Consider the following 14,550-nt stretch of genomic DNA (forward strand, 5'->3'; position numbering starts at 1 on the left):
GGGGAATACTACTGACATACAACTTAGTCAGATATCAAATGGTGCAGATGTGTAATACGTTGAATGGAGACTACTTGCCATACCAACTTAGCTTCAATGGAGCGTTAGCCCACATCATGCGCCTAATAGTGGGGCTTCCCTACTCGTCACCGGGAGCCATACCGAGGCAACTCCAAAACTTCTATGCAATGAGTGGGAGCTTAATACTTGAGCCAAGGCGAGAAAGAGCCTTCCCTAGAGTCGTGAAGAAAAAGCCAAGCCGATACCCTAGAAAATACAATGCCGCTCACCTTAAGTGAACGGCATTAGGCTAAATGTAGCCTCTTTTTACTGAGCTTTAGAATAGCTCTTCACCTGTAGGTGAAGAGTAGATGTTGTCAGAGACACTCTCTGCGACATACTCGGTTGGCTCTGTGCCTTGAATGAAGTATTCAAACATCGAGCTTGAATCAAACTTATTGGTTAACAAGCCGGTATCGATATCGATTCTTACCCGCACAATATTGGCGGGAATGGGTTTGTCTTGCGCTGGCACATCGACCAGTACTTGACGCATAAAATCAATCCAAGCGGGTTGTGCCGTTTTTGCTCCCGCTTCCGCACCGGATACACCATCGTCATCTACATTGCTGTTTTCGGTTGTCCTACCTAAGTTGCGGTTATGATCATCAAATCCGACCCAAGCAATAGCGACCATGCCCGGTGCATAGCCGTTGTACCACGCATCTTTGGAGTCATTGGTCGTTCCTGTTTTACCACCAATATCACGACGCCCCAGCTTTTGTGCACGCCAGCCTGTACCATTCCAACCCGTTCCTTCACGCCAATTTCCGCCACCCCAAATATTGCTGTACATCATCTCTCGGACAAGAAATGCGTTTTGTTCGGAAATGACTTGTGGAGCATAGTGCGATGCAACATCTTGCTCATCGAACTCATTTGTGTCTGGGGTGCATTGCTGTTGGCAAACGACTTTTGGTGTGGCTTGATACTCAAGTTTGCCAAAGGGATCTTCAACTTTGCTGATGTAATAGGGTTCAACATAATAGCCACCATTGGCAAACACGGAATAGCCTTGCGCCATCTTAACCGGCGTTAAGCTTCCCGCACCTAAGGCAATGGTTTCTGAGCGTGGTACTTGGTCAATATCAAAACCAAAGCGAGTGAGATATTCACGTGTTTCATCCAGCCCAACAGCGCGTAGCACTCTCACTGCCATCACGTTTTTGGATTGAGCTAAACCAACGCGAAGACGAGTTGGGCCAATATAAGTCGGTGGTGAGTTTTTAGGACGCCATGCTGTACCTTGGCTTTGGTCCCACTGGTTAATTGGCGCATCATTAATGAGCGTGGCTAAGGTCATGCCTTTATCGATGGCGGCAGAGTAGATAAAGGGTTTAATACTTGAGCCGACTTGGCGCACCGATTGAGTCGCACGGTTAAATTTATTGTGCACAAAGTTAAAGCCGCCAACCAGCGCCAGTACCGCACCATTTTCTGGGTTCATGGCAACAAAGGCAGTGTTGGCATTGGGTACTTGGCTTAAGTACCACTGTGGTACTTCGTCGGTGGTATGCTCATCACTGTATTCAGCACGATTACGTACCCAAATTTGTTCACCAGCGGCGATGATTTCCGTCGCTGTACTCGGAACCGGTCCTTGTCGAGAATCAGTTAAGAAACGGCGAGCCCAGTTCATGCCTTGCCATTCAATGGTCTGCAATCCTTGATTTTTCACCCAAACTGTAGCCGATTGGCTGCTTACGTGGGTAACGACGGCTGGTAATAAATCTCCATAAGTCGGTTCATTATTTAAGTGCTCGGCCAGTTGCTGTTCATTCAATGGCGTTTGGCCTTCTTTCCAAACTACTTTTTCAGCACCGCGATAGCCATGACGCTCATCATAGGCGAGTAGGTTATTGATTGCAGCTTTACTCGCGGCTTGCTGCTGTTTGGAATCTACCGTTGTGGTGACAATCATGCCAGAGGTATAGGCCGACTCTTCACCATAGCGCTCCACCATCCATGAACGGGCGATTTCTGCCACATAAGGTGCATTAAGTTCAATTTCAGCACCGTGGTATTTCGACATTAAGGGCTCAGAGCGGGCTTGCGCATATTGCGCTGGGGTTATGTATTTCTCATCAAGCATTCTCTGTAGCACCACGTTACGGCGGTTAGTCGCGCGATCTAGAGAATAGATAGGGTTCATGGTTGAAGGTGCTTTGGGAAGTCCTGCAATCAGGGCAATTTCACTCAGCGTTAAATCTTTGACTTCTTTTCCAAAATAAACTTGGGCTGCCGCTCCAATTCCATACGATCGGTAACCGAGATAAATTTTATTGAGATAAAGCTCTAGGATTTCTTTTTTCGTCAGCAATTGCTCGATATGAATAGCGATAAAAATCTCTTTGATTTTTCGCATGATCTTCTTCTCATTAGAGAGGTAGAAGTTACGAGCAAGCTGCTGAGTAATGGTACTTGCACCTTGTTTAGCGCTACCTGAGGCGATCACAGCGACCGCAGCACGTGTGATACCAATTGGGTCAAAACCATAGTGTTCGTAGAAGCGGCTATCTTCGGTGGCGATAATCGCTTCGATAAGTTCAGGTGGGATCTCTTCAATACGCAACGGAACTCGGCGCTTTTCTCCAAATTGGGCGATGAGCTTGCCATCTTGACTATAGACCTGCATCGGTGTCTGCAATTGTACATCACGTAAAGTCGCTACATCGGGGAGGTCTGGCTTCACGTAAAAATAGAAGCCAAATATCGTAGTGACTCCAAGAATAATGCAAATCAATGAAAGTAATAACAATCGCTTTATGAACTTCACCGGATAATCCCTGTTTAGTTAAGGCTGCCCTTATGCAAACCCTTGTACTCTAGGCTAAAAATTTAGCTCTAAAAATAAATTGTGGCTTATTTAACCTCAAAATAAGCAAATCGAGCTAAGCCTAAGCAGCGTTACTGGAGCTAAGCCGTATGGGTAAATCAATGGTTACGGGTATAGATATTGGCCACCATAGTATTAAAGCGGTGGTGTTAAAGCTAGCGGGTGATTCATATGCACTCGTCGGTTATAAAGAATTATTTATTACTGAGGACATATTCTCCGATAACCACACGCTGGATTATCAGAAAATTGTAAAGAAACTCAAAGAACTAAGAAAGGGTTTACCACTATTTAGTCACAAAGTCGCCATATCGGTACCGGACAATGCGGTAATAAGTAAGGTATTACAGATAGATAGTGACCTGCAGGCGCGTGAAAAAGAGTTTGCTATTTATCAGGCATTTTCTCATCAGTCACCGTTCCCGATAGAAGAACTGAGTCTCGATTTCGTCAAAGTGATGGAAAAAAGCGTAAGTCGCAGTAGCACCGTAAGTTATCAAGTTTACGCCACTCGTAAAGACGTCGTGGAAAGCCGTGCGTTAGCGGCTCAAAAAGCGGGCTTTTTACCGATCGCAGTTGATGTGCAAATACACAGTTTGTTAAACATCTGGCAGTTGGCGAGCAGGGCACAACATCGCAGCGATTGGATACTCATGGATGTGGGCCATACCCAAACGGCGCTCTGTATTGATTTTACTGATAAAGCCCCTTTTCATAAAGAAATCCCTCTCGGTTGTCAGTGGTTGTCCCAAGACAGCGCGATGTCGGGCACCAATGCCGAATTAGCCGATAAAAACGAGCGCTTTGTGCATGAGTTGATCGAGCGACTTCAACGTCAGTTGCAGCTTTTCACCTCCGTCAATGGCGCGGGCAGTTTAGCAGGCATTTGGCTCTCAGGTGGTGGCGCAGATACTCCGATGTTGGCGCAAGAGATCTCGCGGCGTCTCAAGCTTGAGTGCGAGATTCTCGATCCCTTCCTTCTGTTTAACAATAAGTTAGCGAAACGCCAGCGAGATAAGCAGTCTGGGCAGAGTTTTAGCACCGCGGCTGGCCTTGCACTGCGTGGTATCGAGTGGTTGGAGTCTTCTCATGTTGCATAGTATTAACTTACTGCCTTGGCGAGAGGAACAAAGAGCGGCGCATAAGCGTCGTTTTATGGGCTTGGTCGTCTTAGGTGTGATGAGCGCTGTTGGTATTCAATGGGGTATCGGTTTGTATTTCTCTGGGCAAGCACAGCAGCAAGAGTCTCGTCTGGCTTATTTGAATCAATACATTCAGCAGCTTGATAAACAGATCAATGCATTAAAAATGACGGAACAAGAACACAAGGCACTATTAACTCGCTTATCGGTTGTTGAGTCATTGCAAAGCCAACGCAATAAAACCACCGAGTTGATGAACCTGATGCCACAGCTTATGCCTGAAGGAGTCTACGTCGATAAGATCAAAATGAATGGTGAAGAAATTGAAATTACGGGCATCAGTGACAGCACTGCGCGTCTTGCGACCATGCTCGATAATTTTGAAAAATCAGCCTTACTTTCCGATGTCAACATGCACTCTATCGTGCACGGTAATAAGCGATTTGGTAAGGAGTTTCAGACGTTTAAAGTGTCATTTATGTTTCATTCCCCGACACCACAGGGCGCTGAGCTAACCAAGATTCGGCCTACAGGAGGTGTCCATGACTAGTTTTCAAGATCTTGATATGGATGAAATGGCTGAGTGGCCGTTGCTGCCTCAACTGCTGGTTATTTTGGTGTTGATGCTGATTATTCAAGGCGTTGGCGCGTGGTTCTATCTTATGCCTCAAAATGAGCAATTGCAGAACTTAAAACAGCAAGAAGAGGTGCTGAAATCGACCTTACGGATTAAGGCCAGCAAAGCCGCCACCTTACCCCAGTTGCAAGCTCAACTGGATGAATTAACTGAACGTTATGATTTTTTATTACGCCAATTACCCGTGCAAAAAGAGCTCGCAAGCATGCTGGCGTCGGTCAATGAACTAGGGCTAGATAACGCGTTAACCTTTACACGTATTGATTGGGGAGAAAAACAGAATAAAGAGTTTCTGTATCGTTTGCCGCTCAATATCGAATTAACTGGTAATTACCACGACATTGGTGATTTCTCAGAGGCGATCGCGAAATTGCCCCGCATTATTAATTTCGATGATGTTGATTGGCAACGGGTTAGCCAGGAAAGCAGCACGTTGCATTTTAGGGTGCGCGCTTATACCTATCAATTCAAGCAAGAGGTGGACGATGAAAAACAATAATCTGCTGCTGATGGTGCTGTTTAGTACCAGTGTATTGGTTGGTTGTAAGGCGAATCAAGATTCATTGAAGGTTTATGTGGAGCAGGTCGAGGGGCAAGCACGCAAAGAAGTCTCCAAATTAAAACCCATTATTCAATTTGAAGTTGCTCATTATGCGCAACATGAATCCCGCGAACCTTTTGTGCTGCCTAAAGAAGCGATTGTACAAAATCAGCCTGTAGTGAAGGCAGACTGCTGGCAACCTCCGGCTCGCAGTAAAAATGGCCAGCTAGAGCGCTATCCGCTTAATCAACTTCGATTAAAAGGCGTGATGAGTAGCGGGGGCGCGGTATCGGCATTAGTGCAAACGCCCCAAGGCAAGGTCGTCAACGTGAAAGCGGGACAATATTTAGGTTTGAATCACGGCAAAGTTACTCGAGTTAATTCCAATTACCTGCTGATCAATGAAACCTTGCCAGACGGCTTAGGTTGTTGGAATAAACGTAACGTCAAATTGGCTCTGAAATAGAATTTGAATTTAGAGAAATCACTATGATTAAAGGACTACAGACACAAATGACTATGGTATTTCGGAGCCTCTTATTTGGCTTATTATTGAGTGTGGCAGGGCTAAGTGTGGCGGCAGAAACGGCGCAGACCAACGAGCTTAAAGGCATTGATTTTCGAGTCAATAAAAACAAAGACGCCGTATTGATTGTTGAACTCGCATCACCTTCGACGGTAGTTAATGTGCAGAAAGTGGCTGACGGTTTACAAATTGAACTGCTTAAGACGGATGTCTCCAATGAGAAACTGTATGTCTTAGACGTCAAAGATTTTGCAACCGTTGTTGAGAGTATCGAGGTATTGCGCAAAGAGCCAAGTACACAGTTACTGGCGACCATTCATGGCGAGTTTAAGTATGATTACAGCTTGAAAGGGAAATACCTTGAGGTGGTAATTGGCAAACTGAAAGAACAAGAAAAACCTAAGCCGAAGAGCATTCTTGAGAAAGAGGGCAAGCTTATATCGATTAACTTTCAAGATATTCCTGTGCGAAATGTTTTGCAGCTTATCGCAGATTATAACGCGTTTAACCTAGTCGTCTCAGATTCGGTCACTGGTAACCTGACGCTACGGCTTGATGGCGTGCCTTGGCAGCAAGTGCTCGATATCATTTTGCAAGTCAAGGGATTAGATAAGCGTGTTGACGGCAATGTGATTTTAGTTGCACCTAAAGAAGAGTTGGATTTACGTGAAAAGCAGCAGCTTGAAAAGGCACGTTTGGCTGAAGAGTTGGGCGATCTGCGTTCTGAAATCATCAAAATTAATTTTGCTAAGGCGTCTGATATTGCGCAGATGATTGGCGGCGAAGGGGCAGTCAGCATGTTGTCTGAGCGAGGTTCCATCAGTATCGACGAGCGAACCAACTCACTGCTGATCCGCGAATTGGCTGAGAATATTGTGGTGATACGCCAAATTGTTGAATCGCTCGATATCCCGGTCAAACAGGTACAGATTGAAGCGCGCATTGTTACGGTCAACGAAGGTAATTTGGATGAACTTGGCGTACGCTGGGGCTTTACTTCGACCAATGGCAACAACACCGCAGGCGGAAGTATTGAAAGTAATTTATTCCAAGTGGGCAAGTTGGGGGAAAGCACATTGCCCGTTGATGACTTCCTTAACGTAAACTTAGCGGCGACCTCCGCTAACGCCTCAAGTATAGCCTTCCAAGTGGCTAAGTTGGGGTCGGATATGTTGTTGGATTTAGAGCTTTCAGCGCTGCAACGTGAGTCGAAAGCGGAGATCATTTCCAGCCCTCGTTTGATCACGACTAACAAGAAACCCGCTTATATCGAGCAGGGTACGGAGATCCCTTATCTGGAGTCTTCTTCCAGCGGGGCAACGACAGTCGCCTTCAAAAAAGCGGTGCTGAGTTTAAAAGTAACGCCGCAGATAACGCCGGATAATCGTTTAGTGTTAGATCTCAGTGTCACTCAAGACCGGCCTGGGGATATTGTAAAAACAGGGACGGGAGAAGCGGTTGCAATTAATACTCAGCGTATTGGCACTCAAGTATTGGTCAATAATGGAGAAACCGTGGTCCTTGGTGGAATATTCCAACATAGCGTCAACAATACGGTAGATAAGGTGCCATTACTTGGTGATTTGCCATTACTTGGTGCATTGTTCCGCCGTTCCTATGAGCAAGTGGGCAAAAGTGAGCTGCTGATTTTCGTGACACCGAAAGTCGTCATTCAATAACTTACGGCTGATATTGCGATTGGTTAAAAAATAAAGTTGCATTAGTGGCACCATATCTAGATAATTTCGGGTCTTATCACGAATCATCTGTGAGGAATAGGTGCCACGAGCGTCTTAACGGTCAGTATTATACTGGCTAATCTTGTGGCGATGTCATTGAATTAACGTTGTAAATTACTGCTAAACATGGCTGAGAAACGCAATATTTTCCTTGTTGGCCCAATGGGCGCCGGCAAAAGTACAATTGGTAGACATCTTGCTCAACAACTGCATATGGAGTTTTTAGACTCAGATACAGTCATTGAAGAGCGTACAGGCGCAGATATCGCATGGGTATTTGACGTCGAAGGTGAAGAGGGCTTCCGTAAACGTGAGGAAGCTGTAATTAATGACCTAACCGAGAAACAAGGTATTGTACTCGCAACAGGCGGTGGTTCTGTTAAGAGTAAAGAAAACCGTAATCGTTTATCTGCTCGTGGTATTGTGGTCTACCTTGAAACGACGATTGAAAAACAACTTGCACGCACGAACCGTGACAAAAAACGGCCATTGCTTCAAACAGACAATCCACGTGAAGTCTTAGAATGCTTGGCTGATGAACGTAACGATCTTTACGCTGAGATCGCTGATTTTACGGTTCGTACTGACGATCAAGGTGCAAAAGTGGTAGCCAACGAGATCGTAAAAATGCTAGAAGAACATTCCTAAGTTCTTTATTTTGGAGTGCAAACCATGGAACGGATTACGGTCAGTTTAGATGAGCGTAGCTACCCAATCTCAATTGGCGCCGGATTATTTAATGATCCGGCCCTCCTTTCTTTCTTATCGGCCAAACAAAAAGTCGTCGTCATCAGTAATGTGACGGTCGCGCCTTTGTACGCGGATAAAATCTTCGCCCTTCTTGCACCGCATGCTTGTAACGTCTCCTTGCTTGAACTGCCAGATGGCGAGCAGTACAAAACTTTAGATACATTTAACACGGTGATGAGTTACCTGCTGGAAGGTAATTACAGCCGTGATGTGGTGATCATCGCTTTAGGTGGTGGCGTGATTGGTGATTTAGTTGGATTCGCCGCAGCCTGTTATCAGCGCGGAGTCGATTTTATCCAAATACCGACCACGCTGCTTTCGCAAGTGGACTCCTCCGTTGGCGGTAAAACCGCAGTCAATCATGCTTTAGGTAAAAACATGATTGGTGCATTTTATCAGCCGAAAGCCGTCATTATTGATACTGAATGTTTGGCGACTTTACCTGCGCGAGAATTTGCCGCTGGTATGGCGGAAGTGATCAAATATGGCATCATTTACGATCATGATTTCTTTGTCTGGTTGGAAGAGAATCTCGATAAACTCTATGCCTTAGATGAGCAAGCGCTAAGTTATGCCATCGCTCGTTGCTGTCAAATTAAAGCCGATGTGGTCGCTCAAGATGAAAAAGAGTCGGGAATTCGCGCGTTGTTGAACCTAGGTCATACATTTGGTCATGCGATTGAAGCGCAGCTCGGGTATGGTAATTGGCTACACGGTGAAGCGGTTTCTGCCGGAACGGTGATGGCCGCTAAAACGGCGCAGTTACAAGGTTTAATTAACGATCAGCAAGTTGAGCGGATTGTTTCTATACTCAAAAGAGCAAATTTACCGATTCATACGCCCGAAAGCATGTCGTTTTCTGACTTTATGCAACACATGATGCGTGATAAAAAAGTGCTTTCAGGCGAACTACGTTTGGTGCTACCAACCAGTATTGGTACATCACAAGTAGTGAAAGGTGTACCCGAAGCGGTCATTGAACAAGCGATTGACTTCTGCCGCACCCTGTAAATCTTCATTGATACTAATTTGACAGTTGTCTGTCAGTAGGACGGCCTAATGAGTTTGGCGAATGAATTACGTATATTGGAATTAGATTCGCAAGTCGAGCTACTTGAGCGTTTGCAATTATTGACCAATTTTGGCTCAAATGTCATTACCGTTGGTGGTGGATTAGGTTTTGGTAAATCTTGGTTAGCGCAGCGTTATTTAGAAGCGTGGGCCGAAGATAAAAACCAATCGCTGTTGCTGTGTCATCCCAATCAAGATGACCAGCAACGTCGAGCGACCATTCTTACCCAAATCGTTTCAGGCCCGTTATTTAATCCTCACGATACACTTTCTGACAGCTTAGTTCGCCTGCTGGATGGTGGCGGTTGTGATGTGGTGATTGTTGTCGATGACGCTCATCTACTCTCCGAAACCTTAGTGTCTGAGCTATGGATGCTGGTGTTAGAAGCACAAGCCAATCCATTGTGGACCATCAATGTCGTATTATTTGCACAAGCTAATAGCCTTGATGCTTTGCTGACTCGTTTAAGCTACGGACAAGAGCATAAACCCGTAGAGCTTGAGATTGAAGCCCTAAGCAATGAAGAAGCGGATCGCTTTTTTGAAAATCTGGTCATGCGTTATGTACCCGATGAGATGGAGCGCCGCGTACGCAACGCTTACAAAAAGGTGAAACGCGTGCCTGGGGAAATCATGGCATTAGGAGAGCAGAAAATGGAAAAAAGGATCATCATCCGTTCGATTATCGGTTCTCCTGTGCAGATCGCTGCCTTGGTTTTACTGCTTCTGCTCATCATTGGTGGTGGTTACTGGTGGCTATTTACCCAACCCTCACCCGATGAGCAAGCGTCGCAAATTACAGGCACACTCGAGCAGACGGTAATCCCGACGCTAGGGGATGCTGCTGCACCAACAGTCAATACGCTTAACGATGATTCAGCAACTGACGCCGCCAATAATGGGAAGGAGCTTGCGAAAAGTGACCCGAGTTATTTAGATGCTGAAGATGATTCCAGTTCGTTACCACCCGATGTGATGGAAAATTCAGAGAGCGTGGGCATAATTGACAGTGATCAGCAACGAGTGGTGATTGAGTCTGATGTTGTGGATGCGCTTTTGGAAGGCAATTCGACCAAAGCCGATACGTCAGTGATTAATAATGCACTTGCTGATGCACAAAACCGCACGGCGCAAACTGTGCCAGTAAGTGAGACTGCCACTGCTGCTGCGCCAACGAAAATCACCTTCTCCTTTGCGAGAGAAGAACTTAAAGCCTTCTCGCCACGCAGTTATACTTTGCAATTAGCGGCAGTTAGTTCGCTTGCTGAAGCACAAAACTTTATTAACACCTACGCGCTGCAAGAAAAGGTGCGTATTTATCCGACAGCACGCAATGATGTGGAGTGGTACATCATCACCTATGGTAATTATCCAACCATCCAGTTTGCGCGTGATGCCGTTGAAACCTTACCGAAAGCGTTGCAATTGCAAGGCCCTTGGGCCAAATCGCTCAGCCAAGTACAGCGAGAGATTGATCGTGCTAAATAACGCTGAGCTTGACGCAAAAATATGTTACATTCCGCAGCCTTATTTCGTGGTTGAAAGATAGAGCAGTAAATGAAGAAGCAGCGTGCCTTTCTTAAATGGGCTGGTGGTAAGTATGGCCTAGTCGAAGAGATTCAACGTCACCTGCCGCCAGCGCGTAAGCTGGTTGAACCCTTTGTTGGTGCTGGCTCTGTGTTCCTCAATACTGATTTTGAACAGTATTTGTTGGCCGATATCAATCCTGATCTCATCAACTTGTACAACCTGATTAAAGATCAACCTGAACTGTACATCACCGAATCTAAGCGTTGGTTCACGGCCGATAACAACCGTAAAGAAGCGTATCTCGATATTCGCAAAGAGTTCAATAAAACCGATGACGTACTGTATCGTTCGTTGGCGTTTTTATACATGAACCGTTTTGGTTTTAATGGTTTATGTCGCTACAACAAAAAAGGCGGTTTCAATGTGCCTTTTGGTTCTTACAAAAAGCCTTATTTCCCGCAAGCAGAATTGGAGTTTTTTGCCGAGAAAGCCAAGAAAGCGACCTTTATTTGCGAAGGATACGAAGAGACGTTTCGTCGTGCTCGCAAGGGCTGTGTTGTCTATTGCGATCCGCCATACGCGCCACTCTCTACTACCGCCAATTTTACTTCTTATTCTGGTAATGGCTTTTCATTGGATGATCAAGCCTCATTGGCCGATGTCGCCGAAAAAGCCGCCAATGATCGCGGCATACCGGTACTGATTTCCAATCATGACACTAAGTTAACGCGCCGTTTATATCATGGTGCAGAACTTAACGTGGTCAAGGTTAAGCGCACCATTAGCCGTAATGGAGCAGGGCGCAACAAAGTAGATGAGTTGTTGGCACTGTTCAATACAGCGGAATGCGAAGGTTAACATTTCGCAGTTAAATCGGGTGTCGCGCTAGGATATCTTGGCCAGCTTAGGTAGAATTGCGGGCGAATTTTGCTCATCACGCATTTGCGCCCACTAGCCTAAGAGGTCAGGTATGAAAGATTTCCTAATTGCCCCATCTATACTCTCAGCAGATTTTGCTCGTCTTGGCGAAGATGTTGAGAAAGTGCTTGCCGCTGGGGCAGACGTTGTCCATTTTGATGTAATGGATAACCACTACGTTCCCAACTTGACCTTTGGTGCTCCGATTTGTAAGGCGCTGCGTGACTATGGTGTTACGGCACCGATTGATGTTCACCTGATGGTGAAACCAGTTGATCGCATCATTCCTGATTTTGCCAAAGCAGGGGCTTCGATGATCACTTTTCATGTGGAAGCTTCTGATCACGTTGATCGCACATTGCAATTGATCAAAGAGCACGGATGCCAAGCGGGTGTAGTGCTCAACCCAGCTACGCCACTTGCGCATCTCGAATTTATTATGGATAAAGTGGACCTCATTTTGCTGATGTCGGTTAACCCTGGTTTTGGTGGCCAATCTTTTATTCCGCATACGTTGGATAAACTGCGCGCGGTGCGTCAATTGATTGAGCAATCGGGTCGTCATATCCGCCTTGAAATTGATGGTGGAGTCAAAGTCGATAACATTCGTGAAATTGCACAAGCGGGCGCAGATATGTTTGTCGCAGGCTCGGCTATTTTTGGTCAACCTAATTACCAAACTGTGATTGATGAGATGCGCGCAGAATTAGCCAAAGTGGCGCGCTAAGTCATAATACTGACTACACCTCAATAATCACTACGCAACATACTTATAACGCAACAAGGGGCTTTGTGCCCCTTGTCTATTATTCGGAAGTTAAGATGTCTTTAAGCTCAATTAAATTAATCGCCTTTGATCTCGATGGTACCTTGCTCGACAGCGTGCCAGATTTAGCCGTAGCCGCCGACCAAGCGGTACAATCGTTAGGCTATTCATCAGTATCAGAAATGCAAGTGCGTGATTACGTCGGCAATGGTGCAGATGTGCTGATCGCTCGCTCACTTAGCCAAAGTTTAACCATCAATCCTGATCTTAGCGATGAGATCAAAGCCACCGCTCGTGAGCGTTTTGATGAATTTTATGCCCAAACGGGCCATAAACTTAGCCATTTATATCCCCAAGTGAAAGAAACCTTAGCGCAGCTACACAGTGCTGGATTCACATTAGCTTTGGTGACCAATAAACCGTCTAAGTTTGTACCTGACGTATTGGTACAACATGGTATTGAGCACTTTTTTAGTGATGTGATTGGTGGTGATACCTTCCCGATCAAAAAACCTGATCCAATGGCGCTTAACTGGCTATTGGATAAACATCAACTAACGGCCAAGGAAATGTTGATGGTTGGGGATTCGAAAAACGATATTTTAGCGGCTAAAAATGCGGGTTGTTATTCGTTTGGTTTGACTTATGGCTACAATCACGGTGAGCCCATTTCAGCTTCCAACCCTGATTACGTGGCGGACTGTATCGACCAATTGCTTGATGTGTTGCGAGTTTCAGCATAAAAGTTCACACAATGCGCTAGTAAAATACTCGTCAATGAGTACACTGCATAAACCGCGTTATCGCTAAATCAAGTATCACTTAGCGAATAAGCGCGGTTTTTTTCACAGACATTTTCAGTCTTATCTCATTTTAAGTAGCAAGGAAATCATCCCTATGAGCAAACCCATTGTATTGAGTGGTGTTCAACCGTCAGGTGAACTAAGTATCGGTAACTATTTGGGTGCTCTACGTCAATGGCAACAGATGCAAGATGACTATGATTGTCAATACTGCGTGGTTGACCTGCATGCGATCACGGTTCGTCAAGATCCGAAAGCACTGCATGAAGCCACGTTAGATGCATTGTCAATTTGTCTTGCAGTTGGTGTTGACCCTAAAAAGAGCACGCTATTTGTTCAGTCTCACGTACCAGAGCATGCTCAATTGGGTTGGCTTCTCAACTGCTACACGCAGATGGGTGAATTGAGCCGCATGACTCAGTTCAAAGACAAATCAGCACGTTATGCGAACGATGTGAATGCGGGCTTATTTGGTTATCCGGTGTTGATGGCGGCCGATATTTTACTTTATGGCGCGCACCAAGTACCCGTGGGCAGTGATCAAAAGCAGCACTTAGAGCTTGCGCGAGATATCGCGACTCGTTTTAACAACATCTATAGTCCTGAAAAGCCGATCTTCACCATTCCAGAGCCTTACATTCCGCAAGTGAACGCGCGAGTAATGAGCCTGCAAGATGCGACGAAGAAGATGTCTAAGTCAGATGATAACCGTAAGAACGTCATCACTTTGCTGGAAGATCCAAAGTCGATTATCAAGAAGGTTAATAAGGCTCAGACAGATACTGAAACGCCACCACGCATCGCTTTTGATACCGAAAATAAAGCGGGTATCTCCAACTTGATGAGTTTGTACTCTGCAGCGACAGGCAAAAGCTTTGCTGAGATTGAAGCGCAATATCAAGGTGTTGAGATGTACGGTCCTTTCAAGAAAGATGTTGGCGAAGCGCTGGTTGCCATGCTGGAGCCGGTACAAGCTGAATACGCGCGCATTCGACAAGATCGCGCGTATCTTGATTCAGTAATGAAAGCGGGTGCAGAAAAAGCCTCGGCCCGCGCTGCGATCACCTTGAAAAAAGCATTTAAAGCGGTAGGGTTTGTCGAGCGTCCTTAGTTTTTCCTGCGACAATCTAACTCTTTTCGCATTAAATAAAGCTAGGTTTTCCTAGCTTTATTTTTTACTTCTGCTTAATAAAATTTGATCTTTCTCTTTGTATTGTAGGCTTAGGTCTAC

Annotated in this window: 13 protein-coding genes and 1 pseudogene; 13 read left to right on the forward strand and 1 reads right to left on the reverse strand. The window is 45.6% G+C overall.

The window, feature by feature from the left end; translation table 11 throughout:
• Positions 1 to 299 (forward strand): annotated as a pseudogene (locus AACU59_RS16765) (IS4 family transposase); the annotation flags it as partial.
• 38 nt (positions 300 to 337) lie between these two features.
• Here the strand turns inward: AACU59_RS16765 and AACU59_RS16770 are convergent.
• Positions 338 to 2,836, reverse strand: a complete 2,499-nt coding sequence (locus AACU59_RS16770; RefSeq protein WP_094127500.1) for a penicillin-binding protein 1A — start codon at positions 2,834 to 2,836, stop codon at positions 338 to 340.
• 149 nt (positions 2,837 to 2,985) lie between these two features.
• Here AACU59_RS16770 and pilM point away from each other — a divergent pair, with 149 nt between their 5' ends.
• From pilM to trpS, 12 genes are all read left to right on the forward strand, one after another.
• On the forward strand, positions 2,986 to 3,996 hold the full coding sequence (gene pilM / locus AACU59_RS16775; RefSeq protein ID WP_094145758.1) for a type IV pilus assembly protein PilM: 1,011 nt from the start codon (positions 2,986 to 2,988) through the stop codon (positions 3,994 to 3,996).
• Positions 3,986 to 4,588 (forward strand): PilN domain-containing protein, encoded by a 603-nt coding sequence (locus AACU59_RS16780; protein ID WP_094145759.1) that lies wholly within the window; start codon positions 3,986 to 3,988, stop codon positions 4,586 to 4,588. The genes pilM and AACU59_RS16780 overlap by 11 nt, the downstream gene beginning before the upstream one ends.
• Positions 4,581 to 5,174, forward strand: coding sequence for a type 4a pilus biogenesis protein PilO (locus AACU59_RS16785; protein ID WP_013855887.1), 594 nt, complete (start codon positions 4,581 to 4,583; stop codon positions 5,172 to 5,174). Before AACU59_RS16780 ends, AACU59_RS16785 begins: the two co-directional genes overlap by 8 nt.
• Positions 5,161 to 5,682: a pilus assembly protein PilP gene (locus AACU59_RS16790; protein ID WP_094145760.1), complete on the forward strand. Its 522-nt coding sequence runs from the start codon at positions 5,161 to 5,163 to the stop codon at positions 5,680 to 5,682. Before AACU59_RS16785 ends, AACU59_RS16790 begins: the two co-directional genes overlap by 14 nt.
• A 53-nt stretch (positions 5,683 to 5,735) precedes the next feature.
• Positions 5,736 to 7,421 carry a type IV pilus secretin PilQ gene (locus AACU59_RS16795; protein WP_370685857.1) on the forward strand — a complete coding sequence of 562 codons (1,686 nt, stop codon included), beginning with the start codon at positions 5,736 to 5,738 and terminating at the stop codon, positions 7,419 to 7,421.
• Between the two features lie 186 nt (positions 7,422 to 7,607).
• Positions 7,608 to 8,129, forward strand: coding sequence for a shikimate kinase AroK (gene aroK, locus AACU59_RS16800; RefSeq protein WP_010317691.1), 522 nt, complete (start codon positions 7,608 to 7,610; stop codon positions 8,127 to 8,129).
• 24 nt (positions 8,130 to 8,153) lie between these two features.
• Positions 8,154 to 9,242: a 3-dehydroquinate synthase gene (gene aroB, locus AACU59_RS16805; protein ID WP_026027426.1), complete on the forward strand. Its 1,089-nt coding sequence runs from the start codon at positions 8,154 to 8,156 to the stop codon at positions 9,240 to 9,242.
• A 48-nt stretch (positions 9,243 to 9,290) separates the two neighbouring features.
• Positions 9,291 to 10,790, forward strand: a complete 1,500-nt coding sequence (locus AACU59_RS16810) for an SPOR domain-containing protein (protein WP_094132156.1) — start codon at positions 9,291 to 9,293, stop codon at positions 10,788 to 10,790.
• A gap of 69 nt (positions 10,791 to 10,859) precedes the next feature.
• Entirely contained in the window at positions 10,860 to 11,690 is an 831-nt protein-coding gene (locus AACU59_RS16815) for a Dam family site-specific DNA-(adenine-N6)-methyltransferase (protein WP_013855892.1), read from the forward strand.
• 112 nt (positions 11,691 to 11,802) lie between these two features.
• Positions 11,803 to 12,477, forward strand: a complete 675-nt coding sequence (rpe, locus tag AACU59_RS16820; protein WP_013855893.1) for a ribulose-phosphate 3-epimerase — start codon at positions 11,803 to 11,805, stop codon at positions 12,475 to 12,477.
• A 95-nt stretch (positions 12,478 to 12,572) separates the two neighbouring features.
• On the forward strand, positions 12,573 to 13,259 hold the full coding sequence (locus tag AACU59_RS16825) for a phosphoglycolate phosphatase (RefSeq protein ID WP_026027427.1): 687 nt from the start codon (positions 12,573 to 12,575) through the stop codon (positions 13,257 to 13,259).
• 154 nt (positions 13,260 to 13,413) lie between these two features.
• Positions 13,414 to 14,430 carry a tryptophan--tRNA ligase gene (trpS, locus tag AACU59_RS16830; protein ID WP_010317701.1) on the forward strand — a complete coding sequence of 339 codons (1,017 nt, stop codon included), beginning with the start codon at positions 13,414 to 13,416 and terminating at the stop codon, positions 14,428 to 14,430.
• Positions 14,431 to 14,550 lie beyond the last annotated feature (120 nt).

The sequence above is a fragment of the Vibrio sp. V23_P3S9T160 genome, assembly GCF_963886625.1.
Classification (GTDB): Bacteria; Pseudomonadota; Gammaproteobacteria; order Enterobacterales; family Vibrionaceae; genus Vibrio; species Vibrio anguillarum.

Bases quoted from the DNA above. Each gene is read 5' to 3' on its own strand.
- pilM (WP_094145758.1), top strand. From the start codon at position 2,986: ATGGGTAAATCAATGGTTACGGGTATAGATATTGGCCACCATAGTATT.
- AACU59_RS16815 (WP_013855892.1), top strand. From the start codon at position 10,860: ATGAAGAAGCAGCGTGCCTTTCTTAAATGGGCTGGTGGTAAGTATGGC.
- aroB (WP_026027426.1), top strand. From the start codon at position 8,154: ATGGAACGGATTACGGTCAGTTTAGATGAGCGTAGCTACCCAATCTCA.
- AACU59_RS16785 (WP_013855887.1), top strand. From the start codon at position 4,581: ATGACTAGTTTTCAAGATCTTGATATGGATGAAATGGCTGAGTGGCCG.
- AACU59_RS16790 (WP_094145760.1), top strand. From the start codon at position 5,161: ATGAAAAACAATAATCTGCTGCTGATGGTGCTGTTTAGTACCAGTGTA.
- rpe (WP_013855893.1), top strand. From the start codon at position 11,803: ATGAAAGATTTCCTAATTGCCCCATCTATACTCTCAGCAGATTTTGCT.
- AACU59_RS16825 (WP_026027427.1), top strand. From the start codon at position 12,573: ATGTCTTTAAGCTCAATTAAATTAATCGCCTTTGATCTCGATGGTACC.
- AACU59_RS16810 (WP_094132156.1), top strand. From the start codon at position 9,291: ATGAGTTTGGCGAATGAATTACGTATATTGGAATTAGATTCGCAAGTC.
- trpS (WP_010317701.1), top strand. From the start codon at position 13,414: ATGAGCAAACCCATTGTATTGAGTGGTGTTCAACCGTCAGGTGAACTA.
- AACU59_RS16780 (WP_094145759.1), top strand. From the start codon at position 3,986: ATGTTGCATAGTATTAACTTACTGCCTTGGCGAGAGGAACAAAGAGCG.
- aroK (WP_010317691.1), top strand. From the start codon at position 7,608: ATGGCTGAGAAACGCAATATTTTCCTTGTTGGCCCAATGGGCGCCGGC.
- AACU59_RS16795 (WP_370685857.1), top strand. From the start codon at position 5,736: ATGGTATTTCGGAGCCTCTTATTTGGCTTATTATTGAGTGTGGCAGGG.